Origin of the sequence: Qipengyuania sp. NPDC077410 (genome assembly GCF_044543405.1) — a bacterium.
GTDB classification, from domain to species: domain Bacteria; phylum Pseudomonadota; class Alphaproteobacteria; order Sphingomonadales; family Sphingomonadaceae; genus Qipengyuania; species Qipengyuania pacifica.
This window is the reverse complement of sequence record NZ_JBITWB010000001.1, coordinates 131,222-155,912: the sequence shown is the minus strand read 5'-3', so window position 1 is coordinate 155,912 and position 24,691 is coordinate 131,222. Positions and strand designations below refer to the sequence as shown.

The 24,691-nt window shown below is 62.1% G+C and carries 21 protein-coding genes; 10 read left to right on the top strand and 11 right to left on the bottom strand.

Going from position 1 to position 24,691, the window contains the following annotated elements; all coding sequences use genetic code 11:
* Positions 1–39 precede the first annotated feature (39 nt).
* Positions 40–741, top strand: coding sequence for an NAD-dependent deacylase (locus ACIGGE_RS00725; RefSeq protein WP_397489119.1), 702 nt, complete (start codon positions 40–42; stop codon positions 739–741).
* On the opposite strand, the gene ACIGGE_RS00720 is transcribed toward ACIGGE_RS00725, so the two are convergent.
* The 4 genes from ACIGGE_RS00720 to rpsT form a co-directional block, all read right to left on the bottom strand.
* Positions 730–1,503 carry a HesA/MoeB/ThiF family protein gene (locus ACIGGE_RS00720; RefSeq protein ID WP_397489118.1) on the bottom strand — a complete coding sequence of 258 codons (774 nt, stop codon included), beginning with the start codon at positions 1,501–1,503 and terminating at the stop codon, positions 730–732. The two genes, ACIGGE_RS00725 and ACIGGE_RS00720, sit on opposite strands and share 12 nt — an antisense overlap.
* Positions 1,500–1,934 carry a DUF983 domain-containing protein gene (locus ACIGGE_RS00715; RefSeq protein ID WP_397489117.1) on the bottom strand — a complete coding sequence of 145 codons (435 nt, stop codon included), beginning with the start codon at positions 1,932–1,934 and terminating at the stop codon, positions 1,500–1,502. Before ACIGGE_RS00715 ends, ACIGGE_RS00720 begins: the two co-directional genes overlap by 4 nt.
* A gap of 112 nt (positions 1,935–2,046) precedes the next feature.
* The gene (dnaA, locus tag ACIGGE_RS00710) at positions 2,047–3,510 is read right to left on the bottom strand and encodes a chromosomal replication initiator protein DnaA (RefSeq protein WP_103022350.1); all 1,464 of its coding nucleotides are present in this window, start codon (positions 3,508–3,510) and stop codon (positions 2,047–2,049) included.
* 439 nt (positions 3,511–3,949) lie between these two features.
* Positions 3,950–4,210: a 30S ribosomal protein S20 gene (gene rpsT, locus ACIGGE_RS00705; protein WP_103022351.1), complete on the bottom strand. Its 261-nt coding sequence runs from the start codon at positions 4,208–4,210 to the stop codon at positions 3,950–3,952.
* A gap of 211 nt (positions 4,211–4,421) precedes the next feature.
* On the opposite strand from rpsT, the gene msrB reads away from it, so the two are divergent.
* Together msrB and ACIGGE_RS00695 are read left to right on the top strand one after the other, a co-directional pair.
* Positions 4,422–4,823 (top strand): peptide-methionine (R)-S-oxide reductase MsrB, encoded by a 402-nt coding sequence (gene msrB / locus ACIGGE_RS00700; RefSeq protein ID WP_103022352.1) that lies wholly within the window; start codon positions 4,422–4,424, stop codon positions 4,821–4,823.
* Positions 4,824–4,933: 110 nt separating this feature from the next.
* Positions 4,934–7,096, top strand: a complete 2,163-nt coding sequence (locus ACIGGE_RS00695; RefSeq protein ID WP_397489116.1) for a transglycosylase domain-containing protein — start codon at positions 4,934–4,936, stop codon at positions 7,094–7,096.
* A 109-nt stretch (positions 7,097–7,205) separates the two neighbouring features.
* Here the strand turns inward: ACIGGE_RS00695 and ACIGGE_RS00690 are convergent, their stop codons facing one another.
* The 3 genes from ACIGGE_RS00690 to hflK all read right to left on the bottom strand — a co-directional run bounded on the left by ACIGGE_RS00690 (position 7,206) and on the right by hflK (position 10,903).
* Positions 7,206–8,738, bottom strand: a complete 1,533-nt coding sequence (locus ACIGGE_RS00690; protein ID WP_397489907.1) for a Do family serine endopeptidase — start codon at positions 8,736–8,738, stop codon at positions 7,206–7,208.
* Between the two features lie 151 nt (positions 8,739–8,889).
* Entirely contained in the window at positions 8,890–9,723 is an 834-nt protein-coding gene (gene hflC / locus ACIGGE_RS00685; protein ID WP_103022354.1) for a protease modulator HflC, read from the bottom strand.
* A 1-nt stretch (position 9,724) separates the two neighbouring features.
* Positions 9,725–10,903, bottom strand: a complete 1,179-nt coding sequence (hflK, locus tag ACIGGE_RS00680) for a protease modulator HflK (RefSeq protein ID WP_397489115.1) — start codon at positions 10,901–10,903, stop codon at positions 9,725–9,727.
* Between the two features lie 76 nt (positions 10,904–10,979).
* Here hflK and ACIGGE_RS00675 point away from each other — a divergent pair, with 76 nt between their 5' ends.
* The 4 genes from ACIGGE_RS00675 to ACIGGE_RS00660 are packed head-to-tail and all read left to right on the top strand — an operon-like array spanning position 10,980 to position 16,682.
* A complete protein-coding gene (locus ACIGGE_RS00675; protein WP_397489114.1) occupies positions 10,980–11,942 on the top strand; it encodes an Mrp/NBP35 family ATP-binding protein in 963 nt (320 codons plus the stop codon).
* Positions 11,921–14,218 (top strand): molybdopterin cofactor-binding domain-containing protein, encoded by a 2,298-nt coding sequence (locus ACIGGE_RS00670; RefSeq protein WP_397489113.1) that lies wholly within the window; start codon positions 11,921–11,923, stop codon positions 14,216–14,218. The genes ACIGGE_RS00675 and ACIGGE_RS00670 overlap by 22 nt, the downstream gene beginning before the upstream one ends.
* Positions 14,215–15,243: a ferrochelatase gene (hemH, locus tag ACIGGE_RS00665; RefSeq protein WP_397489112.1), complete on the top strand. Its 1,029-nt coding sequence runs from the start codon at positions 14,215–14,217 to the stop codon at positions 15,241–15,243. The genes ACIGGE_RS00670 and hemH overlap by 4 nt, the downstream gene beginning before the upstream one ends.
* Before the next feature lie 38 nt (positions 15,244–15,281).
* Positions 15,282–16,682, top strand: a complete 1,401-nt coding sequence (locus ACIGGE_RS00660; RefSeq protein WP_397489111.1) for a cytochrome P450 — start codon at positions 15,282–15,284, stop codon at positions 16,680–16,682.
* Here ACIGGE_RS00660 and ACIGGE_RS00655 read toward each other — a convergent pair whose 3' ends face one another.
* On the bottom strand, positions 16,683–16,841 hold the full coding sequence (locus ACIGGE_RS00655; protein ID WP_103022359.1) for a DUF1674 domain-containing protein: 159 nt from the start codon (positions 16,839–16,841) through the stop codon (positions 16,683–16,685).
* Between the two features lie 56 nt (positions 16,842–16,897).
* Here ACIGGE_RS00655 and ACIGGE_RS00650 point away from each other — a divergent pair, with 56 nt between their 5' ends.
* Positions 16,898–18,130, top strand: a complete 1,233-nt coding sequence (locus ACIGGE_RS00650) for an RsmB/NOP family class I SAM-dependent RNA methyltransferase (protein ID WP_397489110.1) — start codon at positions 16,898–16,900, stop codon at positions 18,128–18,130.
* A 326-nt stretch (positions 18,131–18,456) separates the two neighbouring features.
* Positions 18,457–19,056, top strand: coding sequence for a response regulator (locus tag ACIGGE_RS00645; RefSeq protein WP_397489109.1), 600 nt, complete (start codon positions 18,457–18,459; stop codon positions 19,054–19,056).
* Here ACIGGE_RS00645 and ACIGGE_RS00640 read toward each other — a convergent pair.
* Positions 19,042–21,291 (bottom strand): sensor histidine kinase, encoded by a 2,250-nt coding sequence (locus ACIGGE_RS00640; protein ID WP_397489108.1) that lies wholly within the window; start codon positions 21,289–21,291, stop codon positions 19,042–19,044. The genes ACIGGE_RS00645 and ACIGGE_RS00640 overlap by 15 nt on opposite strands.
* A gap of 113 nt (positions 21,292–21,404) precedes the next feature.
* Between ACIGGE_RS00640 and ACIGGE_RS00635 the strand changes: the two genes are divergently transcribed.
* Entirely contained in the window at positions 21,405–22,214 is an 810-nt protein-coding gene (locus ACIGGE_RS00635; RefSeq protein WP_397489107.1) for a class I mannose-6-phosphate isomerase, read from the top strand.
* Positions 22,215–22,259: 45 nt separating this feature from the next.
* Here ACIGGE_RS00635 and ACIGGE_RS00630 read toward each other — a convergent pair whose 3' ends face one another.
* Positions 22,260–23,171 carry an ROK family protein gene (locus ACIGGE_RS00630; RefSeq protein WP_397489106.1) on the bottom strand — a complete coding sequence of 304 codons (912 nt, stop codon included), beginning with the start codon at positions 23,169–23,171 and terminating at the stop codon, positions 22,260–22,262.
* Between the two features lie 133 nt (positions 23,172–23,304).
* Positions 23,305–24,684, bottom strand: a complete 1,380-nt coding sequence (locus ACIGGE_RS00625) for a PepSY-associated TM helix domain-containing protein (protein ID WP_397489105.1) — start codon at positions 24,682–24,684, stop codon at positions 23,305–23,307.
* Between the last annotated feature and the right edge of the window lie 7 nt (positions 24,685–24,691).

The window sequence follows — 24,691 nt, the reverse complement described above, 5'->3', positions numbered from 1 at the left end:
GTGGTTTGAATTGCCCTGCGCCTTCGCTACTTGAGGGCAATGGCCGATATGCGCAACATCGTGATCCTGACCGGGGCGGGAATTTCCGCTGAAAGCGGGATCGACACCTTCCGCGATGCAGGGGGGCTCTGGGAACAGCACAAGGTCGAAGACGTCGCGACACCTGAAGCTTTCGAGCGTGATCCGGACCTTGTGCTGCGCTTTTACGATATGCGGCGAGAGGCGATCCAGGCCAAGCAGCCCAATGCGGCGCATGAGGCGCTGGCGAAGCTGGATGCCGCGTGGGACGGCGGATTGCTGATCGTCACCCAGAATGTCGACGATCTGCACGAACGGGCTGGCGCGAGCCGTGTGTTGCACATGCACGGTACGCATCTCAATGCGTGGTGCACGGCCTGCGATATGCGGGCGAAATGGACCGGGCCGATGCTCGACCGGCCGGCCTGCCCCGAATGCGGCGAACGTGCACTGCGCCCCGACGTCGTTTGGTTCGGCGAAATGCCTTACGAGATGGACCGCATCTACGCTTCCTTGCGCAAGGCGGATCTTTTCGTGAGTATCGGCACGTCGGGCGCGGTGTATCCGGCGGCCGGCTTTGTGCAGGAAGCGCGCGAAATGCGCGTGCGGACACTCGAACTCAATCTAGAGGCAAGCATGGGTTCGCGCTGGTTCCACGAATCGCGTCATGGCCCGGCCACGCAGCTGGTGCCGCAATGGGTCGACGAGGTGCTAGGCGGCTGATCCGCAGGCGCTGCAGGCCGGGTCCTTGGCGATGGCGAAACTGCGCATGCCGGGCTTCAAGCCATCCAGCAGATGTACGCGGCCCCAATCGGTATCGCCCAAGGCGCTGACGCCGTCGAGCAGGATGCGGATCGCCTGCATCGCTGCAAAGGTGGCAACCCATCCCGCCATGGCGCCAAGCATGCCGTCCTCGGCGCAAGTGTCGCAGTCTTCTGCATCGAAAGCGTCGCCCACGAAACAGCGGTAGCAGGCTTCCCCGGCGAGATGTCCGGCAAAGGCGCCGACCTGCCCCTGGAAGCGACCGACAGCGGCCGAGAGGAGGGGTACGCGCTCTGCTACGCAGGCGTCGGAAACGGCAAGGCGCGTGGCAAAATTGTCGGTCCCGTCGAGTACGAGGTCCGCCCCGATCACGAGATCGGGTGCATTGGCTACCGTGATCCGCCGGTCGCTGATCTGCACGTCCAGTTCGGGATCGAAGCCGGTTACCCAACGCTTGGCGATAACCGCCTTGCCATGACCGATGTCGCGTTCGTTGAACAAGGTCTGGCGCTGGAGATTGCTGGCATCGACACGGTCGTCATCGACCAGGGTCAGTTTCCCGATCCCCGCACCCGCGAGATATTGCAAGGCAGGGCTGCCGATACCGCCAAGCCCGACCAGCACGAGATGCTTTTTCGCCAGGGCGATCTGCCCCGCGCCGCCGATTTCCGGCAGGACGATGTGGCGCGCAAAGCGATCGAGGCGTTCCGGTGACAGGCTCACGCGCGTTCGTCCTCGCCCTCGGGCGCACGTTCCTTGCGAAAACCATGCATGCCATGCCACCACTGCATGGCGATGACCGCGCCCTTGGACGGCTGGAGCAGCGCCAGCAACATGGCGATGGCGAGCGGGATGATGATCGAAACGATCGCCATGGCCGAAAGGGCGAAATCGCTGGCCAGCATGATCAGTACCGGCGCGAGCAAATGCCCTGTCACGAAGATGGAGATGTAAGCCGGAAAATCGTCTGCGCTCTGGACCGAAAGATCGAGCGCGCAGGCGGCGCAGCGATCATGCGGCTTGAGCCATTTGCGGAAGATCTTCGCTTCCCCGCAGCGCGGACAATCGCCGCGCGCACCGCGGATGAGCACGGCGGCGAAGGAATGCGGCAGGTCGATATGCGCTCGCGGGGCAGGGGAGTCGTGATGCGGCATCCGCAGCCCTTTGGCCTGTCACGCGCAGCCTGTCGACAGGTCTGTGTATGGCCCTGTCGACAGGCGGTGCATGGATTGTGGAAGCGGCCCGAAGAGCTGCAGGATTTTCCTGTCAGCTTTCCAGCTGTCTCAACAGGCTGCGCACATCGCCATCCATATCGGCATCGCGCTGGCGGAGGTCTTCGATAAGGCGGACGGCATGGATGACGGTGGAATGATCGCGGCCACCGAACTTGCGCCCGATTTCCGGATAGCTGCGCGGCGTCAGAACCTTTGAAAGATACATGGCAACCTGCCGCGGACGGACCACGGCGCGCGCACGGCGCTTGCTGCTCATTTCGGACCGGTCGATCCGGTAGAACTGGCACACGGTGCGCTGGATTTCGTCGATCGTGATCCGGCGGCGATTGGCCGAAAGGATATCGGTCAGCTGTTCTTCGGCAAGCTGCAGGGACACTTCCTGTCCCGTCAGCTGCGCATAGGCGATCAGCTTGTTGAGGCCGCCGACCAGTTCGCGCACATTGCGCGTGATCGTCCGGGCCAGGAAGTCGAGCACATCTGCCGGCACTTCGAGCGGCGCGAAGCGGGTAAGCTTGGATGTGAGGATCTTCTTGCGCAGTTCGATATCGGCCGCCTGGATATCGGCCACGAGCCCCATCGAGAGACGCGAAAGCAAGCGCGGCTCCACCCCGTCCAGTGCCTGCGGGGCACGGTCTGCGGCAAATACCAGCCGCTTGCCTTCGGCGAGCAACGCATCGATCGTATAGAGCAGTTCTTCCTGCGCGCTGGCCTTGCCGATGATGAACTGGATGTCGTCCACCAGCAGCAGGTCGAAACTGCGCAGGCGGGCCTTGAATTCCAGCATCTGGTTGGCCTTCAGCGCCTGGACGAATTCGACCATGAAGCGTTCGGCGCTGCAGTAGAAGATGCGGCTGCGCGGATGAGCCTGCAGGAAGCTGTGGCCGATTGCGTGGAGCAGGTGCGTCTTGCCCTGGCCCGTAGCGGCCTTGAGATAGAGCGGCGAGAACTGCGGCTTCTCAGTGGCGCCCATGCGCTGAGCTGCGTTGAAGGCGAGGACATTCGCTTCGCCGGTGATGAATGCCGCAAAGGTCAGCGACGGGTCGAGGCCGACCGAGCTGGTGAAGCCGGTATCGCCCAGCGTATCGGCGCCGATTGCCATCATCGAGGTATCCGCGCCGTCGTTCGCCGGACGGCGGCCATCGGAATGCAGGCGCAGATCGGTGACCTGACGGCGACCCGGATGCACCTGGATGCGGACATCGCGCACTTCGCTGCGAGCGATCTTCCATGCCAGGCTCAGGCGGTCGGCAAAGCGATCCTTGACCCAGTTGGCGCTGAATTCGGTGGGCAGGAAAAGGTCGAGCGTGCCCGTATCCTTTTCGATGCCGCCGACCTGGATCGGCTTGATCCACTGGCTGTGAAGCTGGTGTCCCAGATCCTTTCGCAGGCCCTGGCTGATGTCCGCCCAATCCGCCGCCAGGTTTACCGCTTCCAGATCTTCCATGAAATCGTCCTGTGCCTTTTTGGTCGCCCCGGATTTCGCTGCGTCGCGCATTCTCGTACAGTCCCCCGAAGGGCGCCGTGCGGCACCCTTGAATTGATGGTCAGCGAAAGAGGCACAGTTTGGCCATGCTCCGGAATCGGTGCTTCCGGAGGTCTCCCTCACTTTATCGATTTTCTAAGAGCCCGGGCTGTCCCGTCCCGAGCCGATGACCATTGTCTAGGTCGCGGGCCGGATGAGTCGCAAGGGGGATAACTGTAAAAAACCTGAAATATACTTGTTGACTCAGATGTAAGCCGCAGGCCCCCGTTCAAGTCGATGAATTTGCTCGCAATTGCTCGAAATCAGGATGCGAATCGCGGGTTTCTGGTGCTTCTTCCCGAGGCCGCCCGAAAGGTGCGTACCAAAACGAAACGCGAAAACGACAAAAGGGCCGCCGGTTCGACCGGCGGCCCCTTTTGTCTTTCCCTGCCGGCGTGCTGGCGGGGGCGAATCAGAGCGCGGAAACGCGCTTCGACAGGCGGCTCATCTTGCGAGCAGCGGTGTTCTTGTGGAACACGCCGCGAGCGACACCGCGTGCCAGTTCCGGTTGGGCTGCCTTGAGCGCGGCCTGGGCATTGTCCTTGTCGCCGCCTTCGATTGCGACTTCCACCTTCTTGAGGAAGTTGCGGATGCGGCTCAGGCGGGCACCGTTGATGTCGGCGCGCTTTTCGTTGCGACGGATGCGCTTCTTGGCTTGCGGCGTATTGGCCATGTTTGTCCTCGTCAGGCCGCACGGCATGCGCGGCGAAATCTCTTTGGGTGCGTGCGAATGGGCGGCACGGGCCGCCGGAAAGCGGCGCACTTAGCGGCGCCCCTGCGAATCGTCAAGCGAATCGTGGTGGCGACCGGAACGCGGTTGCGGAACTGCGTGCATCGGCTCCGGTTGCTCCTATATGTAGGACCTCCGGCAAAAGGACAAGTATGTGAGCGACAAGCCCGACACCAGCGATGCCGAATGGCGCGAAAAGCTGACCCCCGAACAGTACCACGTCCTGCGCGAAGCGGGGACCGAACGCGCGTTCACCGGCAAATACGACAAGCATTACGATGCCGGCGAATATTACTGCGCGGGCTGCGGCCAGAAGCTGTTCGAGAGCGACGACAAATATAACAGCGGCTGCGGCTGGCCCGCCTTCACCGCTCCGGCCGAGGGTGAGGTCGTGGACGAACACCGCGACATATCCCACGGCATGATCCGTACCGAAGTGACCTGCTCGAACTGCGGCGGCCACCTGGGTCACGTCTTCCCCGACGGCCCACCCGATCGCGGAGGCATGCGTTACTGCATCAATTCGGCTGCGCTGGATTTCGAACCCGACGACTGACGCTTCACGCGCATCCATTCAGGCGGGATTAGACCTCGCCATGCGATGTCCCGATATTTATAGGGCCTCCGACTGGAGCCGGCGACTAACAATGGGTATCTGCATAACCGATGGATAAGAGAGGGAGCCGCCGCAAGAGCGCCGCGCGCAAGGATGGCGCATCGCGCGCAGCAGCGGACGAGCCGCAGAGCCGGGTCAAGTTCTGGATGCGCCGCCTTGTCATCTGGGGCGGGGCGCTGGCGGTCCTTGTGGCCCTGTTCGTCGGCCTGGCCGTCGTCTTCGCGGCCCGGTCGATGCCCGGCTATTATCAGCTCAAGGCGACGCAGACGGCGCAGACCATCGTCGTTCGCGCACGCGACGGGACCGAAATCGTTGAACTCGGCCCCAGCTACGGCAAGTGGCTGACTTCCGACGAAATCCCACAGGTGATGAAGGACGCGATGATCTCGGTCGAGGACCGCAGATATTATTCGCATTTCGGGATCGATCCCTATGGCCTCGTCCGCGCCGTCTATACCGCGGCGACCGGTGACCGGCGCGTGTCGGCAACCTCGACCATTACCCAGCAGCTGGCGCGCAACGTCTTTCTCAACAACAACCGTTCGCTCGATCGCAAGCTGCGCGAAGCTGTGCTCGCCATGGCGCTGGAGGCGAAATTCTCGAAGGAACAGATCCTCGAGCTTTATCTCAACAAGGTCTATTTCGGCGGCGGCGCCTATGGCGTGGATTCTGCCAGCCGCAAATTCTTCAGCCATCCGGCGACCGAACTCTCCACCGCCGAAGCGGCGATCATCGCAGGGCTGGTCAAGGCGCCCAGCCGTTATTCGCCCACGGCCGATGTGAATGCCGCAGTGGGCCGCGCCAGTGTCGTCCTGCGCCTGATGAAGGAACAGGGCCGCATCCCCGCCGATGCGACCGTCGATCCCAGCGCCGTGAAGCTCAAGGAAGAAGCGGGCCAGAACTCGGTCCGCTATTTCACCGATTGGGCTCTGCCGCAGCTCGACCTGCTGCTGCCCGAAACGTTCGAACCGATCGAGGTGTGGACCACGCTCGATGTGGGGATGCAGCGGGCCGCCACCGCATCGATAAAGTCCAATACGCCCGATGGCGCGCAGGGTGCGCTCGTCAGCATGGACCGCGACGGGGCGGTGCTCGCGCTGATCGGCGGCACCGATTACATCCAGACCAATTACAATCGCGCCACCGATGCCCGTCGCCAGCCGGGCTCGTCGTGGAAGCTGTTCGTCTATCTCGCAGCGCTCGAAGCCGGTTACACGCCCGACGACCGCGTGGTGGATACGCCGGTCAGCATCAACGGGTGGAGCCCGCGCAATTCGTCGGGCCGCAATGTCGGTGAAATCGATCTGCGCACGGCCTTTGCCTATTCGATCAACACCGTCGCCGCGCAGCTCGGCAACGAAGTCGGCTTCGGTACGGTCGCGTCCATGGCGCGGCGTTTCGGAATCACGACCGAAATCAACACCTATCCATCGATGGTGCTTGGCACGAACGAGGTTCGCCTGATCGACATGACCCGTGCCTTTGCCGCGGTGTCGGCAGGCGGCAATTCGGTCGAACCCTATGGCATCCTGAAAGTCGAAACGACCGATGGCGACCTGCTTTACGAGCACGAGCGCAACACGCGCAGCACGCAGCTGGTGCCCGATTATGTCGCTGCCGGGATCACGGATCTGCTGCAGACCGCAGTCGCCACCGGGACCGGCCGCGCCGCTGATATTGGCAGGCCGGTAGCGGGCAAGACGGGCACGACAAGCTCCAACAAGGATGGCTATTTCGTCGGCTTTTCCTCCGGCATCACGACCGGGGTCTGGATGGGCCGGGACGACAATGTGCGCGTGGGCGGATTGCAGGGTGGTACTGCGCCGGCGCGCGCCTTTGCCGCCTATATGCGCTATGCCGTCAAGGATCGCCCGGTGGAACAGTTCGACACCGATCTGCAGCTTCCGGAATGGCAACTCGAACCGGATGACGAGTACATGCTCGGCGATCCGGAAGATTACTATTTCATCGACGAGCAGGGCAATCTGATCGAACCCGGCACATCGGACACACCGCGCGAAGATCCCTTCGGCGACGAGTTCGACCGCACGCTCGAAGGCGACCGGCCGCGTCAGCCCGTACCGGGTCAACGGCCGCCGCAGCAGCCGCAGCAGCCGCAACAGCCTCCGCGCGGGGTCGATGGCGCGCCTCAGGCGATCGGGGACGACTTCCTCAACGAAGCCACGGGGGCGAGGCGCGACCAGCGCCCATAGCCCCGGCGGCGCCAGCGCCGCCCCGAAGGCTCAATGATTTGGCCCGGGTACGAAAAAGGGCGACCCCCATTCCGGCGGCCGCCCTTTTCCTGTTCGTGTTGCTGATGCCTCAGCGAAGGCGCACGGCCACATACTGCGGCGGACGGCCACGGCGTTGCACCCGCAGCAGCAAGGCCTCGCGGTTCTCGCTCTGTGCGGTGCGTACCGCATTCTCCAGGCCTTCCAGCGTGGTAACCGGACGGTAATTCGCCGTCAGGATGATATCGCCGCGCTGCAGGCCCTTGCGGGCTGCGTCCGAATTCTGATCTACACCGGCCACGACGACACCCTGCGTATCGGCATCGACGCCAAGCTGGCGCGCGATCTGACCCGTGAGCGGGAGCACCTGCAGGCCGAGGTTGTCCTCGATCACCGCATTGTCGCCCGGCTCCATCGAATCCTCGTCCTGCGCATCGGGATTGAACTGCTGCTGCTGGCGCAGTTCCTCTTCCGACGGGCGCCGGCCGACGGTCAGATTGACGCGGCGGGTTTCACCGTTGCGGATCAGTTCGACCGGGATGGTCGTGCCGGGCCGGATATTGGCGATGAGGAAGGACAGCGTCTGTTCGGGCGTCACATCCTTGCCGTTGATCTTCGTCACGATATCGCCAGCCTCGATGCCGGCCTTTTCGGCCGCTTCGCCGGGCTGGACCGACTGGATGAATTCACCGCGCTTCTGCGCAATGCCCAGCGATGCTGCCAGATCGTCGGTTACCGGCTGGATCTGCACACCCAGATAACCGCGTTCGATTTCCACGCCGTCACGCAGCTTCTGCACGATAGGCGCGGCGATCTCGGCGGGGATGGCAAAGCCGATGCCCACGCTGCCGCCCGAAGGCGAGAAGATCGCGTTGTTGATGCCGATGACATTGCCCTGCATGTCGAACAGCGGACCGCCTGAATTGCCGCGGTTGATGCTGGCGTCGGTCTGGATGTAGCGGTCGTATGCGCCGCCCTGTCCGGTGACACGCTGGATGGCCGAAATGATGCCGGACGTTACCGTTCCGCCCAGGCCGAAGGGATTGCCGATGGCCACGACCCAGTCGCCCGGCCGCGCCTGACGCGAATCGCCGAATTCGACGAAGGGGAAAGCCTTGCTGCCGCTGATCTTCAGCACCGCGAGATCGGATGATGCATCGGTGCCGACCAGTTCGGCACTATGTTCGGTCCCGTCGGGCATGATGACGGTAATCTCTTCCACCGTCCCGCGCCCCGTCGGGCTGACGACGTGGTTGTTCGTCACGACGTAACCGTCGGCCGAAATGATGAAGCCCGAACCCAGCGACTGGCCTTCGCGGTACTGCGGTTCCTGCTGCGCTCCGCCGCGCTGGCCGAAGAGGCCTTCGAACGGCGTGCCTGCAAAAGGGTTGCCCGAGCTGGTCGGCACTTCGATCCGCTGCCGGGTCGAAATGTTCACCACCGCCGGCTGCAACTGCGCCGTCAGGTCGGCGAAACTCTCGGGGGCACCGGCGCGCGGGACGACACGGGCCATATGGCTGTCGTCGTTCTGCGCAACCTGGGCTCCAGCCGGAAAACCGGTCGCGAGCGAGATCGCGGCGCCGCCTACCAGCAGCGCACTCGTCACGGAATATGCATATCGCACTGGCTTCACGTCCTTTTCGTCCTCTTCAAATACTTGCACCGACTCTACCGACGGCAGACTTACCGCCTAACGAGCCTGACGTTCCGGCGAACGACTGTGTCGCTGGCCGCTGAATGCCGATTGAACGGCACCGGGATCGTTCGACGAACGATCAACGCCGACCGCGGAACTGCCGCAGATACTCGTTGTCCGGCGACAGGATGATGCTGCTCTCCGACGGATTCTCGCTGTTGGAGAACGTCGCATCGTAGCTCTGCATCGCACGGTAGAAATCGTAGAATTCCGCATCCTGACCGAAGCTTTCGGCATAGATCCGCGCGGCTTCCGCGTCGGCATCGGCCCGGATGATCCGGGCATCGCGGTCGCCCTGCGCCCGGATCGTCCGCGCTTCACGGGCACGGTCCGATTCCATGCGGCGGAAGGCCGACTGCAACGGCGCTTCGGGCAGGTCGGTGCGCATGATCTTCACATCGACCACTTCGGCACCATACTGGCGCGCCTGACGGTCGAGATTGGCGCGGACATTGGCCAGCGCGCTGCCGCGCTCTGCCGTCAGCATGGCCTGGAAGGTCCGGCGGCCCAGCTCCTGACGCAGGACGGAGTTCAGGATCGGCTGCAGCGCGTTGCGCACGCCGTCCGTCGATCCGGCACGTTCCACCATGCGGACCGGGTCGGTGATGCGGAAACGGGCATAGGCGTTTACCAGCAGACGTTGCTGGTCGGCGGACAGCACTTCCTCGTCGGTCATTTCCAGATCGAGCAGCCGCTTCTCGACGCGGCGAACGCTGTCGATGAACGGTACGCGGAAATAAATGCCTGCATTGGTCGTGCCGTTGGGCGTGTTGACCGTGCCGACCGGTTCACCGGTGCGGATGATGACGGCCTGTTCTTCCTCGGGCACGATGTAGGCGCTCATCATGAAGATGACGAGCAGTACGCCCAATGCGATGACCGTGTAGCGGTGGTTCTGCAAAAAGTTGCTCATGTCACTGGCCCTCCGGTGCTGTCACAACGGTGGCAGGTGAACTCTGCTGGGCGCGTCGCCGGATTTCGGGAAGCGGCAGATAGGGTGTCACATTGCCGGTCTCGACGATGGTCTTGTCGGTCTGGCTCAGCACACGCTCCATGGTTTCGTAATAAAGACGCTGGCGGGTGACCTGCGGGGCAAGGCGATACTGCTGGTACACCTTGTCGAAGGCTTCCGCCTCACCTTGTGCCTGTGCCAGAACCTGCTGCGCGTAACCGCGCGCCTGATTGCGTGCGGCATCGGCATTCTGTTCGGCGACCTGCACGTCACGGAAGGCATCGACGACCTGTGCGGGCGGGTCGGCCTTTTCGATTTCGACGCCGAGCACGTTGACGCCGGCCCGGTAGCCGTCGAGCGTGCGCTGCATGCGCTCGCGCACATCCAGCTCGATCGCGGCGCGGCCCTGGCCAGAGAAGGTTTCGTCCAGCTCGGTTTCGGCAACCGCCGCGCGCATGGCGGCTTCCGCCGCTTCGTTGACCGTGTCGACGGGATCGACAACGCGGAACTTGAAGTCCGACAGGTCCTTGATGTTCCAGCGTACGATATAGCTCAGGTCGACCAGGTTCTGATCGCCGGTCAGGATCAGCTTGGCCTGATTATCATTGCCGGGGATACGGACGGAACGCACGCCTTCGACATCTTCGACTTCGACCGTTTCGATCGGGAAGGGGGCCGAGAAATTGAGACCCGGCTGCATGGCGCGGGTATAATTACCGAGCGTCTTGACGACTGCCTGCTGTTGCGGTCCGACCAGATGCACGCTGGTCGCCAGCACGCCGATGCCGATGATCGCGATCACGGCGATCGGGAACCAGCTCTTGCCGCCGGGCCGCTGCGGGAAGCGCATGTTCGGGCCGCCGGGGCCACCGCCACCGCCGCCGCGGCGCCGTGGGCCCTCGGGACCGCGGCTCTTGAAGATATCCTCGATATTGGGGCCGCGGCGACCATCGCCGCTGCCACCGCCGCTACCGGGTGGCAGCCATGGATTGCGCGGACCCTTCGGCTTGTCGCCGCCTTCCGAACCCGTCGGCTTGCCGCCGTCGCTGTCGCCGTCATCCCCGGAGCCTCCGCCCCAAGGGCTTTTCTTGCCCGCCATTGCCAGGGAAACCCTGTGTCCGAACCCGTCAAAAATTCTCATGCGAACCCTTATAGGTGTGGTTCGGCGGAAAAACAGGGGTTGCCGCGCGCTTTTCGATGCTACAGCAGCCTCGCCCATGAGTTCGACCGACCCGAAATCGCTACTTCCCGCCGGCCTTGCCGAACACGTCACCACGCTTTCCGTCAAGGACGGCAGGGCTATTGCCGTCGTCGACGCTGCCGGACTGAACGAGCATCAACGCGACGAAATCAAACGTTTGATTGACATCCGTTTGCTGGAGTATGACGACATTTCCGACGTCCGCATCGTCATGACTGCGGAGCGCAAGCAGCGCCGCCTGATCGCCATCGGCAGCGGCAAGGGCGGCGTCGGCAAGTCGACCCTGACCGCCAATCTCGCTATCGCGCTGAAGAAAGCGGGCCGCGCTGTCGGGCTCGTCGATGCCGATATCTACGGCCCGTCGCAGCCGGTGATCTTTGGAAATCAGGGCGAAAAGCCCATCGCGCGCGACAAGAAGCTCGTCCCGATCGAAAGTTCCTTCGGCGTTCCGATGCTGTCCATGGGTCATCTCGTGGAGCCCGGCCGCGCGCTTGCATGGCGCGGGCCCATGGCGGGCAATGCGCTCTCGCAGTTGATCGATGCCCATTGGGGCGATGTCGATACGCTGCTGGTCGATCTGCCCCCCGGCACCGGCGACGTCCAGCTCACCATGCTCCAGCGCTACAAGCCCATGGGCGCCGTCCTCGTCTCGACGCCGCAGGACCTCGCTCTAATCGACGCGGCGCGGGCGGGCCAGTTGTTCGACCAGGCCGGCGTGCCGGTAATAGGGCTGGTCGAAAACATGGCCGGCTATGCCTGCCCGCACTGCGGCGAGGTTTCTGACCCTTTCGGTAAAGGCGGAGTGGAAACGGCGGCGGAACGGCTGGACCTGCCTTTTCTCGGGCGCATCCCACTCGACCTCGCCATTCGGCAGGGAAGCGATCGCGGTACACCGCCGGCCGCAGGCGATGATGCGCTTGCGAAGCCCTTTCACGACATCGCTGCCAAGGTCGACGAATGGATTGGCGCGAAAAGTTAAGCCAGCTCCCCGTGACCCGGCGCGGCCTTATTGCAGGCGCAGCGGCGGGTGGCGGGCTTGCTGTCGCGTGGTGGCTCTGGCCGCGTCACTATTCGAGCCCCCTAACGCCCGGACCGGACGAGCGCGAGTTCGGCGGCTGGATCACCATCGGCCGGGATGGCGTGGTGACGGTGGCCGTTCCCCAATTGGAGATGGGGCAGGGGGTCACAACCCTGCTTGCACAGGTCGTGGCCGTCGAGCTTGGCGCGGACTGGCGACAGATTGCCGTCGAGCCCGCGCCGCCTTCCGGTCTTTACGCGAATATTCCTCTCGCTGCGAAATGGGCGCCGCTCTGGTCCAATCTGCCTAGTCTTGCCGATGATCCTGGCAGTCGGCTGGCGGAAAACTTCGCCCGCAGCAACGCCTTCATCGCAACGGCAGATGGCACTAGTTTGGCAGGATACGAGCCACCCCTGCGCGAAGCTGCTGCCACCGCAAGGTCGCTGCTCGCCATGGCAGCGGCAGCGCGATGGAATGTTGACTGGGAGGAATGCGAAGTTGTTGGCGGCCTCGTCCGCCATGGCGACCAGCAATTTGCATTCGGCGATCTGGTGGTCGATGCAGCGCAATTCGATCCGCCCGAACCGCCGCCGGTGAAGGTCGAACGCGCCGCCGAAGATCCCTCGCCTGCCGAAGCCGAACTTGCCCCGGCTTTCCCCCGCCTCGACCTTCCTGCCAAGGTCGATGGCAGTTTCCTTTTCGCAGGCGACATCCGGTTGCCGGGAATGGTCTATGCATCGATCAGGCATGGCCCTCTCGGTGCATCGCACCTGCTGCGGTTCGACACCGAGGCGGTAACGGGCATGTCGGGTGTCGTCGCCGTGGTGAAGTCGCAGAAATACCTCGCAGTAGCAGCCGAGAGCTGGTGGATCGCCGAGCAGGCGTTACGCAAAATCTGGCCCGTCTTCGGCGGGGATGGCGCTGTGGAAAGCGACGCCGCGATGGAAGCGCTGGAGGCCGCGCATGGTGCCGTCGATGCCCAACGCACCATCGATGTGGGCGATGCCGACGATCTGCTGGCTCGTCCCGATTATGCGGAAACCTACACGGTCGCTCCGGCAGTCCACGCTGCCATCGAGACGGCCAGCGCCACCGCAAGTTTCGACGGCAACACGCTCGAATTATGGATTGCCGCACAGGCACCGGAAATGACGCGCCGGGCGGCGGGAAAGGCGATCGGACTGTCACCGCAAGATGTCGTTCTCTATCCCACGGCGGCGGGGGGAAGCTTCGATGCCCGCCTCGAGAGGCAGCATGCCATCGAAGTCGCGCAGATCGCCAAAGAGGTTGGCCGACCAGTGCAACTGACATGGCCTCGCGTGCAGGAGTTTCAGTCGGTGCCGGTCCGCACCCCTGTCAGTGCGCGCATGGAGGCCGCATTCGTGCCAGCCAGCGGTGGGCGCATAGCCGCATGGCGCGCACGCCTTGCCATGCCCGCCACCGCTCGCGAATTCGGCAGACGGCTGTTCGACAACAAGACCGCCGAAGCTGCAATGAAACACTCCCAGGGGAAAGCTGACGTGCTGGCCTGTGAAGGCGCCGTTCCGCCCTATGCGATCGATAACGTGGCGATCGATCATCTGCCCGTTTCATTGCCATTTCCAACGGGGCGACTGCGCGGCAATGCGCCAGCCTACACGGCGTTCTTTACCGAATGCTTCATCGATGAACTGGCAGAACGCGCAGGGCGTGATCCATTCCTCTATCGCATGGAGATGCTGGGCCGCATGCCGCGCATGGCCGATTGCCTACGCCGGGCGACCCGGCTTGCCGGTTGGGACGGCGGCAGACGCGGCACCGGTCAGGGGCTGGCCATGGTCCGAATGGGCTCTCCCGACAGCGGCGGGCGTATTGCCTGCGTGGCGCAGGCAGCACTGGGCGAGGGCGGGGTCCGTGTCACGAAACTGCATGCGGCCGTCGATATCGGACGGATCGTCAATCATGACATCGCCCGGCAGCAGATCGAAGGCGGACTGATTTTCGGGCTATCCCTCGCGACCGGGTCCAGCATCGCGTATGAAGACGGCAAACCTGTGCCAAACCGTCTGTCGGGACTGTCGCTTCCGACGCTGGCGGATTGTCCGGACATCGTTGTCGAGTTCATTACCAGCGATGCGCCCGCGTTCGATCCTGGCGAACTCGGCGTGGCGGTTGCTCCGCCTGCAATTGCGAATGCCCTTTACTCTGCGACCGGAGTCCGCTTTCGCCGTCTGCCACTGCTTTCGGAGGGCATATGACCTGGCGTGATCAACAGCTTCCAGCCGACCATCCGCCGGTGAAATCCGGGGCGATCGGCGTTCTTCTCGTCAATCTGGGTACGCCGGATGCGGCAGAGCCTGAGGCGGTCAAACGCTATCTTGCGGAGTTCCTTTCCGACAGAAGGGTTGTCGAGATACCGCCCATTGCCTGGCAGCCTATTCTGCGCGGCATCATCCTCAATACACGGCCCAAGAAAAGCGCGCACGCGTACCGCCAGGTCTGGACCGACGCTGGGTCACCATTGGCGGTGATTACGCGTCAGCAGGCTGAGGCTATGCAGGCGAGGTTGGGGAACGAAGTGCACGTCGACTGGGCCATGCGGTACGGAACGCCATCGATTCCGGACCGTTTGCAGGCTCTCAAAAATTCCGGTTGCGAGCGAATTCTGCTCGCTCCGCTTTACCCGCAATATTCCGGGGCAACGACAGCCACTGTTGTGGACAAGGCTGCGGATTGCCTGCGGACAATGCGTTGGCAACCAGCGCTGCGCACTCTGCCACCCTATCACGACGATCCCGCCTATATCGATGCGCTGGCATCCGATTTGTCGAAGCAGCTCGATGCGCTCGATTTCGAGCCGGAAGTGCTCCTGCTGAGCTTCCACGGCATGCCCGAACGCACACTGCATCTTGGCGACCCGTATCATTGCCATTGCCAGAAGACCTCGCGCCTCCTGCAGGAGAAGCTGCATAGTCCGGGCCTTAAATTCCGAACCACGTTCCAATCGCGTTTCGGCCGCGCGAAATGGCTCGAACCCGCAACGGATACGGTGCTGGCGGAAGAGGCAAAGGCAGGAACGAAGCGACTGGCCATCGCTGCACCGGGCTTTTCTGCCGATTGCCTGGAAACGCTGGAAGAGCTGGCGATCCAGGGCCGCGAGCAATTTGCCGAGGCCGGCGGCGAGCAATTTGCCGCGTTATCATGCCTGAACGCATCCGATCCCGGCCTCGCCATGCTGGAGACGCTTTTGCGACGCGAATTGTCGGGGTGGATTAGCGCCTAGGAATTACTTACACTAAGGTAAGTTGTCAGGAGCTACCTATGGCTACGCTTGCCGCTCATCAATCCATCGACGCTGCACCCGCGCATTGGACGCAGGGCAATCCGGATGAGGATACGCTTGCCCACATCCCGGGCGAAAAGGGCTGGCCGCTTGTCGGCAATACCTTCAGAATGCTTGCGGATCCTCATGGCATGGCCAAGGCGATGGTCGCCAAATATGGCCGGGTCTACAAGAACAAGGCCTTTGGCGGCTGGAACGTGGCGCTGATCGGGGCGGACGCCAATGAGCTGGTCCTCTTCGACCGCGAGAAGCTGTTTTCTTCCGAACAGGGGTGGGGCCCCATATTGGATCGGCTGTTCCCTCGTGGGCTGATGCTGATGGATTTCGATCACCACCGGGCTGACCGCCGCGCGCTGTCGATCGCATTCAAGCCGGGACCGATGCGCCACTATGCCGATGCACTCAATCGGGGGATCAGCCGACAGGTCGAGAAATGGGGCGCGGGAGACATGCGCTTTTACCCCGCGATCAAGGAACTGACGTTGGATCTTGCGGCAGACAGTTTCATCGGCATTTCCTGGGGCCCGGAAGCAGACCGGATCAACCGCGCCTTTGTCGACATGGTGCAAGCCAGCGTGGCGCCCGTACGAAAGCCGCTTCCCTTCACGCAGATGAAAAAAGGGGTCGATGGACGGGCGTTCCTCGTCGACTATTTCACGCAGGAAACGCATCGCCGCCGGGCCCAGGGCGGGGGGCAGGATATGTTCAGCCAGTTCGCCACGGCCGAGTATGACGACGGTAGCCTGATGCCTGTCGACGAAGTCGTCGATCATATGAATTTTCTGATGATGGCCGCGCACGACACGATCACGTCTAGCGCGACGTCGCTATTGTGGCTGCTCGCCAAGAACCCTGAATGGCAGGAAAAGCTTCGGCAGGAAGTGGAGGCCGTCACCGGTGGTACGGGCACTGACGGGAGACCACGCGACCTTGCTTACGAGGATCTGGGCAAGCTGGAACTTACCGAAATGGCGTTCAAGGAAGCCTTGCGCTTCGTTCCCCCGGTGCCGTCCATGCCGCGCCGTGCCTTGCGAGAATTCGAGTATGGCGGTTACCGAATTCCTGCCGGGACGCCCGTCGGCATCAATATCCACTGGACGCACCATAGCGAAGAGTACTGGGATGAACCGGAAAAGTTCGATCCGATTCGCTTCACGCCAGATCAGGTAAAGGCGCGGCATAAATATGCCTGGGTACCGTTTGGTGGCGGCGCGCATATGTGCCTTGGCCTCCACTTCGCCTACATGCAGGTCAAGATATTGATGGCGCAACTGCTGCCGCGTTACCGGGTAGAACTGGCCGATGGCGATCCGGAATGGCAGGCCTGGCCAATCCCGAAGCCGAAAGATGGATTGAAGATCAGGCTGACAGCGCTCTGATCAGAAATCGATTGCGATGCCATCCTTGACCCAGTCGCCGTAGCGGGTCGGACTCAGTTCTTCCTCGTCCGTCCCCTTTTTCGGTTCGGGCGGGGGATCGTTGGTCCAGTGCGCGGGCTTTTCGAAACCCTGCGGACGCTTGCTCTCTTGCTTCGTCATGTCCTCTAGATGATGGTGCTGGCGGCATTGCGCAAGTCCGCGTAAGGGCGCGGCCGATGGCTGAACTCCAAGGTATCCATGCTCGCCGCGCTGCGCTGCGCCTGCTCGATGCAGTCCTGCGGCGCGGTGAAACGCTCGACATCGCCTTCAACGGCGCGACCAAGGACGTGCGCAAGTTCGAAGACAAGGCTCTCGCCCGCGCAATTGCCGCCGAGGTCCTCCGTTGGATGGTGGATCTCGACGGGCTGATCGACAGCGCCACGAAAAAGCCTCTGCCCGACGATGCTAAGGTGCGGATGGTTCTGCGCATGATGCTCGCTCAATGGCTTCGGCTACAGACGCCGCCGCATGCCGTTGTGGCGACGGGGCTGGATTTGCTGGCCGGCGGTCCAAGGCGGCTTGCGCATGGAGTTTTCTCAACGCTCACCAAACGCGAGGTCGCTTTGCCGCTCGCCCCGACCTTGCCCAAAGAGGTCGCTACCCGGTGGGGTGATCGTGCCGCGTCCATCGCAGCCGGACTTGCCGATCCACCGCCGCTCGATCTGACCTTGCGCGATCCGGCAGAGACGGAGCACTGGCAGGTTCAGCTATCCGCAGACAGCCTGATGCCCGGCCACTTGCGCCTGGCGCGCGGCGACAACATCGAAAAACTGCCAGGCTTTGCCGAAGGTGCCTGGTGGGTACAGGACATCGCCGCGTCTCTCCCAGCAAGGCTGCTTGGAGATGGAGAAGGCCGCCACGTGCTCGACCTGTGTGCAGCACCGGGCGGCAAGACTTTGCAACTGGCGGCGCAGGGCTGGAAGGTGACTGCGCTCGATATTTCCAAGCGGCGCCTCGAACTGCTCAAATCCAATCTGAAACGCACCGGGCTTGCGGCCAGCACCGTTCGCGCGGATGCGCTGACATGGGAGCCGAAACATCAGTTCGACGCGATTCTGCTGGACGCACCCTGTACGGCCACCGGCACCGCGCGGCGCCATCCAGACGTGCTCCATCGTATCGGCGCTCGGCAGATAGCGGAAATGGCAGAACTGCAGGCGGCCCTGCTAGACCGGGCAAAGGGATGGCTTAAGCCGGGTGGCATATTCGTCTACGCAACCTGTTCGCTGGAACGCGAAGAAGGCGAGGATCAGACGAGCGCCGTCGATCTTGCGCCGCTGCCGATCGGCTTGGAGAATCTCCCGGCTGGTCTCGAACCGACCGCCGAAGGCTGGTTGCGCACCGATCCGGGCATGCTTGGGGAAGTTGGTGGCCTCGACGGATTTTTCATCGCGCGCTGGGGTACATAGCTCTTCGCAATTTTGCCGATGGGGTGAGGCCCAGAAAAAACGCCCCGCCCGAGGGCGAGGCGCTAAAGGTAAAAGGGCTGTTACGCCCTCCGGGTCGCACCTCGATTTGCCCACGCGCGGAGAAGAGTCGCAAGCCGAATTAATTTGGGGTTGATTGCGTATCTGTTTGCGCCAAACTGATGAGCGGACCGCATTCCGGTCGAGAGGTTTTCCGTGCCGCCCGCTCACCTGCTTCCCGGTCGTTCAAATTTTCAAGGTTCCCTTGCATCGTGAGGGATGCAGGCAGTTCGGAACCGGGCAATTGCCGCGCTTCGGATCCCTGCAAGGTGCTGATTGTCGATGATCACCCGATAGCCCAGGGCGGGTTGCGTTCCGTCTTTGCCACGAGCGACCGCTATAAAATTGTCGGCGTGCTCGACAATGGGGCTCCAGTGAGCGCCTTCGTTCGCTCGCAGGAAGTCGATCTGGTGGTGCTGGACATGAATATGCCTGGCCTGCGCGGCATAAATGTATTGGCGGAAATCGTCGGTTCCAATGACATGACCGTGATTATCCTGACCGGCGAAACGCAGTTCACGGAGATCGAGTACGCGCTTAAACTGGGCGCTCGAGGTGCCGTCAGTAAAAGCGAGCCTGCGGCGGAAATTCTACGCGCGTGCGATGCTGCTCTCGATGGTGAGGTCTATCTGTCACCAATGATGCAGAGGGGGCTGGCGTCGGTGCAGGCTCCAGAGATCGCTTTGTCTCCGCGCCAGATGGCGATCCTTCATTATCTGGCTCAGGGGGAAACCAATAAAGAGATTTCCTACCGCCTGTCGATCGCGCAGCCGACAGTCTCTTTCCACATTGCCGAACTGCGCCGGAAGCTCGACGTGCCTAGCAACCGCAAGATCGTGGACCGGGCGCAGGAGCTAAAGCTGCTGTGATTCACGCTTCAGCAGGGGATGGTCGGCCATTTCGCAGCAGAGCGGCTTTATCAGGATGACATCGACAGATCGACTGAGCCTTCCTCGTGTTATGGTAGTATCGTCGTAGGTTGCTGCTGCAAGCTTACGCCCATCCACCCGACGTGCGATCAATGTTTGGTCAGCCGGTACTCGGTCCACATCGATAATGTGCCATCCCGGCGCCCGGCCTTCGAGCTCGGCGATCGTGCACGACCGGTTCTGCCCGAAGGCGCCGGGAAGGATGGCACGAATAGTGGTGCCGTCGGGTCGGGACGCCACGATAGTCAGTTCCCCTCCCAATCCTTCGATCAGGCGCTTGGCCGACCGGAACCCGGAACCGGTACCCTGGCGTTTCTCTCCTGCCGTTGCGCGGTTGGCGTGATCGTCGTGCAATTGTTTCAGCACGCTTTCTTCGATGCCTTCGCCCGTGTCCGTTAGCTCAATGATCAGCTTACCGCCGACCACGCGCATGGATAATCGGGCGCCGCCGGAACTGGTGTAGGTGTAGGCATTACTCAAGATGTTCGCGAGAGCACGCATAAGTACCGGTCGGTCGGACACGATGCTGGGACCCTCTTCGATATCGTCCTGCAGTGTCAGCCCCTTGGCGGCGAACGAGCCACGGAACATCATGATCAGCGGTTCAGCCAGGTGGCGCAGACTGAAGCAGCTCAAAGTCGCCGCACCAGAATTTTCTCCGACGATCGCAGCGCCCGACATCGTCGTCGTTGCGATTTCAGCCAGATAGTCTGCCGAGCTTCGGAGCATGTCGGCCAGTTCGCGGTTGTCGGGATCGCCGCTTTCATCGAGCACATGAACCGCACTGTTCAGCGCCAGAATAACCTGCTGACTGTCATGGCCCGAGGCGTGCAGCAGAGCGTTTTGACTGTTCACGGTGGCCAGTGCGAAAGCTTTCTCTTCGGCAAGACGCTGCGCATCTTCGCTGATCGCCAGGCGCTCGGCCATTGATTGCGCATAATTGCTATCCGCCTCGCGCTTGTCAGCCTGAAGCTTTTTGAGATGAAGACCGAGAGCAAGCGTGACCATGAGGGATTCGAACAATCCGACGGGGCCTGCCAAATGCCAGTTTATCGGCAGCCAGTCGAATACACCCATCGATGCAACGGCGGCATATACGATGAATAATGCGAGACTTCCCCAACCGATCAGCAAGGGCCAGAGCTGCCGCCCGATCGTCCGCATGCCCGCCACGGCGAGGAAGGGGAGGTAAAGCGCGACGACGACCGCAACCAGCCAAGCGATGGCATGGATGGCATTGCGCAAAGCAGGTTCGTAGATCGCTAGCCCGGCCTGTAAAGCGATCACCAGCAGACTTACTGCAATCACGATTTTCAGAAACATGTCGCGCCGCGGAAAGAGTTCGGCAGTGCGCATGAAGCTGCGGGCGAACTGCGTCATGGCCGCCGCGAATCCGCATTTGATCGCGTCTTCTATCGCCACGCCGAGCATCGGGCTGTCCGGTAGGAAGAATATCGTCAGGTACCCTTCCGCATGGACTGTATTCAGCGCGAACAGTGCTTGAGCCAGCGCCAGCCATGCGAACTCGCGATGTCCGGTTATGGAAAAGAAAACGAAATTCAGAAAGATCAGTACCAGAACGCCCAGCACAACGCCTGCCACCATGGCGATGTTCGTGCGGCGATCTGAAAAGAAATCGCCATAGGTCTGGATGACCAGTGGCATGTAGGTCGAGTTTTCCGACCGGAAGTCGATGACGATCGTCCGTTCTTCGTTCGGCTGCAGAAGCAGTTCGCTGCTGAAGGCCTGGTAGGTACGTAAATTTTCCGCTGCCGCCGAAGGATCGGTGCCATCCACCAGCAAAGCGAGACGATCCCCGCGGCTTTCGTACATGCGGAAATAGCTGAGCGATCCGCGCCCGGTCGAAACGATCCAGCTGCCAGCCTTCTGGCCCACGTTACGAACCCGGATAGCGAGGGCTATCCGGTCACCCGGCGCCCCGAAATGAGCCGCGCTGCCGGAAATCGGTTGCAGCCGTTGGTTCAGGAAAGCCGTTAGGCTGAGGCCTTCGAGCGCGTCCTGGTCACGCGTGTAGCGGATGTGTGCGACCACGTCGGTTGCGCTGACGTCTGGTTTCAGTTCGATTGCTGGTGGCAATTCATCGGCGCGTAACGCTTGTGGCCAGAAAGCCAGTACAAATGCGACCAATGCGGTAAGCCACGAGTGCGACGCCATTGCGCACGCAATCTTCTACGCAATCGTGTCGGTGTCAATTCGCAATCAGTTTGGTTTGCAACATGGGCCGCTTGGTTTACCCGTTATCGCCATGGTGATGGGTATTTGAGCAAATGGCGGCAACCGAACAACTTCGAACGCGGCATGTCGAAAAGCCTTGGGGGCGGAAGCGGCTCGCGGCGCCGTTCGACAAGACGCCCGGAGGTACGATTGGGGAAATCTGGTTCGAGCCTCCCACTGAGGCCGACGAACTGCTGCTGAAGTATATTTTCACCAGCGAGCGGTTATCGGTGCAGGTGCATCCCAATGACGATCAGGCCATGGCAGCGGGTCTGGGCCGGGCGGGCAAGGAGGAATGCTGGTACGTGCTCGATGCCGAGCCCGGGGCGAAGCTCGCTATCGGTTTCAAGCGCTCCGTTTCGCGCGATGAGATGCAGCGCGGCGCGGAGGATGGGTCGATCATGGATTTGCTTGCCTGGCATAACGTCAAACCGGGCGACTTCTTCTACATCCCCGCAAATACCGTACATGCGATCGGGGCGGGCATCAGCATCATCGAAATCCAGCAGAACTCCGACGTGACCTATCGGCTGTACGATTACGGGCGCCCTCGCGAACTTCATCTCGACGATGCCTTGGCAATCGCACAGCGCGAACCTTACGACATGTCACTGCATTGCCAAGTAGGTGACGTGGGCAATGCGTTGCTCGTTGACGGCCCTTACTTCCGCCTTTGGCGGGTGGATGGGGCGTCGAATGACGGTAAGCCCGCCAGTTCCGGCAAGGCCTTTGTCTTGCCATATCGCGGTTCGATAACGGTCGGGTCTGAACGGGTTGAGCCCGGGCAATGTATGTTTGCACAAGATGCGGGTGAGATAAGTTTTTCGCCGGGCGCTCTCGGTTTCATGGCCCAGCCTTTGTGATCCCGGTTGCACCGCGCGTAGGCGCTGCTGCGGGTAGCCGGTGCGTCAGGGAGCCGATGTCGCCAGTGCCAATTGCGCTAGGCGAATGGCCCCGAGCGGCCCGGCATCTTCGCCCAGCTTCGCGGTGACGAGAAACTCCGGCATCTGAGCTATCCGAGCGCCGTGCGCATATCCAGCGAGGCTCGCGTTCAGCTTCGCCCGAATGACTTCAAGCAGATATGGTCGGTTGATAGCGACACTGCCTCCCAGCATGATACGCTCCGGGACCACTGTCACAGCGAGATTATGGCACAGGGTCGCAACGATCTGTGCCACATCGTCCCAGATATCGTCACTGTCTGGGATGTCCGATGCGGGCTGGCCGCAACGGGCCTCCAATGCAGGCCCGCTAACGAAGCCTTCGACGCAGCCATCGTGAAAGCTGCAGCTTCCCGCCCAGCCCGCCTGCGGCGAGGGGACGATCATATGGCCGGCCTCGGCATGTCCGAGGCCGAGCACCGGTCGGCGATCAATAATGGGGGCCACGCCGACCCCGGTTCCGATCGTGATATAGCACCAGGATCGCACATCGCGTGCCGCGCCCCAGACGCCTTCGGCGAGGGCCGCGCCGTTGACGTCAGTATCGATGAGGAATGGAATGTCCCAGAGTAGCCTGCGTAAATCCGCCCCGGCCCATCCCGGTTTGGGAGTGGCGAGCAACTGGCCATAGTTTGCGGAGGCGGGATCCGTATCGAGTGGGCCGAAGCTGGCAATCCCGATTGCCGCGATGTTATATTCACGGCGCCAACCGTGAAGAACCGTCTCGATCCGCGAAAGGGTTTCGCTCGGATGCCCCGTCGCCACCCTTTCCTGCGCGAAGATGGCGCCGGATGTATCCGCAAGAACGCATATACATTTGGTACCGCCAAGTTCGACCCCGGCCAGATATGGCCCGCCGGTCTGTCGATGATTTGCCACCGTCGTTCCCGTAAATAATTGACGTGTCGATCTGTGGGGGGAAGTCGCCAGTGGCGCAAGGGTTTCGCCCCGCAGGCCCTGGTCGAGATCGCCAGGTGGGCGGGACGGGTTCGGACACCGCCCCTCCCGATAATCATCGCACGCGTTTGCTGCGCCGTTTCCCGAAACGACCGACCACGCGTTCGAGCGCCAAAATTGCCAGTAATGACAGGCCGAACAGGGGTAACAGCAAGCCGAGCAGCACCACTACGATGATCAGACCGGGACCATGAGGAACCGATGATCCTGTAGGTGCACCCAGTTTACCCGACGGCTTTCGCTTGAGCCACATGATCACGCCAAGCACCGATAGCCCGATCAAGGCGAATGCGGTCATCAGACCTATGATCTGATTGGCGAGGCCGAATAACTGCCCTTCATGCCAGGCAATTCCGTAGTTGATCGCACGGTCGATCGGATGTTTGTCTGCAAAGTCGGTGCGCGAAACCTCTCGCCCATCAATCGGATCGAAAGTGGCACTTTGCGTCAAGGGACGGTTCTGCGTTTCCGATTTGATCGTCCATACATCACCTGTTGGCGGGCCGAAACGCTGCGGGGCGTGAGGCGGGAGTACCAGCACCGGAAACGCCATCTCTTCTTCACTGGCTTTCGAGACGAAGCTTGAGAGCGGCAGCGGATCGCCCTCGGTGGCCTGTCGTGCTGGCATCGTTGGCGCTGCCATGTCGCCGTGGTCGTGCCCGGCATGGGCATGGGCCGCAGGGGCAATCCAGTTGCCTGCCGGTTCATGCCGAACGATCTCTGGCCCCGACCCGATCTTCCAGTCCTGGGGGCCTTCCACCAGCCCCAGTTCGGTGCGTGCCCATTTGAAGACGCTGCCCCATGTGCCTGCCCATGGCAAACCGCTAGCAAGCATGACCAGGACCAGCCCTGCAATCCAGAAACCTGTCACGCGGTGCAGGTCCTTCATCAGCGCACGTCCTTTGAGAGAGAGGCGCGGCCAGAACGTGCCCGCTGCCCTGAACGGACGCGGCCACCACAGATACAGGCCGCTCAGGATCATTACGATGGTCCAGCTCGCTGCAAGTTCGACCAGCCGATCGCCCCAATCCCCGAGCAGAAGCGAGCCGTGGAATGTCGCGATGACATTCGGGATGCGTTCGGTCGGATCAAGCGTACCCAGAACTTGGCCTTGCGGAGAAACAAAGACGTCCGTCAGCGCCCCGCCGGGTAGACCAAGCTGGATCATGGCGGCATCGCCAGCATGTTCCGGCATGCGGTAATGGTGAAAGCTGCCTTGCGGATAAGCCGTCTGTGCGGCTTCAAGCTGCCGGTCGGCCGACACTGCGCCTTCGAGCGATAGGCCGCGATAGTTACGCTCTTCCCACCGGTCGATCTGTGGCTTGAACAGATAGATCGACCCGCTCAGCGACAGGATGAGAATGAAAGGAAGGACGAACAGGCCGGCATAGAAATGCCAGCGCCAGATCGTACGGTAGGTCGCAGTATCGGCCACGGTCTTA

Bases quoted from the DNA above. Each gene is read 5' to 3' on its own strand.
- ACIGGE_RS00725 (WP_397489119.1), top strand. From the start codon at position 40: ATGGCCGATATGCGCAACATCGTGATCCTGACCGGGGCGGGAATTTCC.
- ACIGGE_RS00715 (WP_397489117.1), bottom strand. From the start codon at position 1,934: ATGCCGCATCACGACTCCCCTGCCCCGCGAGCGCATATCGACCTGCCG.
- dnaA (WP_103022350.1), bottom strand. From the start codon at position 3,510: ATGCGCGACGCAGCGAAATCCGGGGCGACCAAAAAGGCACAGGACGAT.
- rpsT (WP_103022351.1), bottom strand. From the start codon at position 4,210: ATGGCCAATACGCCGCAAGCCAAGAAGCGCATCCGTCGCAACGAAAAG.
- ACIGGE_RS00695 (WP_397489116.1), top strand. From the start codon at position 4,934: ATGGATAAGAGAGGGAGCCGCCGCAAGAGCGCCGCGCGCAAGGATGGC.
- hflC (WP_103022354.1), bottom strand. From the start codon at position 9,723: ATGAGCAACTTTTTGCAGAACCACCGCTACACGGTCATCGCATTGGGC.
- hflK (WP_397489115.1), bottom strand. From the start codon at position 10,903: ATGAGAATTTTTGACGGGTTCGGACACAGGGTTTCCCTGGCAATGGCG.
- ACIGGE_RS00675 (WP_397489114.1), top strand. From the start codon at position 10,980: ATGAGTTCGACCGACCCGAAATCGCTACTTCCCGCCGGCCTTGCCGAA.
- ACIGGE_RS00670 (WP_397489113.1), top strand. From the start codon at position 11,921: ATGGATTGGCGCGAAAAGTTAAGCCAGCTCCCCGTGACCCGGCGCGGC.
- hemH (WP_397489112.1), top strand. From the start codon at position 14,215: ATGACCTGGCGTGATCAACAGCTTCCAGCCGACCATCCGCCGGTGAAA.
- ACIGGE_RS00660 (WP_397489111.1), top strand. From the start codon at position 15,282: ATGGCTACGCTTGCCGCTCATCAATCCATCGACGCTGCACCCGCGCAT.
- ACIGGE_RS00655 (WP_103022359.1), bottom strand. From the start codon at position 16,841: ATGACGAAGCAAGAGAGCAAGCGTCCGCAGGGTTTCGAAAAGCCCGCG.
- ACIGGE_RS00650 (WP_397489110.1), top strand. From the start codon at position 16,898: ATGGCTGAACTCCAAGGTATCCATGCTCGCCGCGCTGCGCTGCGCCTG.
- ACIGGE_RS00640 (WP_397489108.1), bottom strand. From the start codon at position 21,291: ATGGCGTCGCACTCGTGGCTTACCGCATTGGTCGCATTTGTACTGGCT.
- ACIGGE_RS00635 (WP_397489107.1), top strand. From the start codon at position 21,405: ATGGCGGCAACCGAACAACTTCGAACGCGGCATGTCGAAAAGCCTTGG.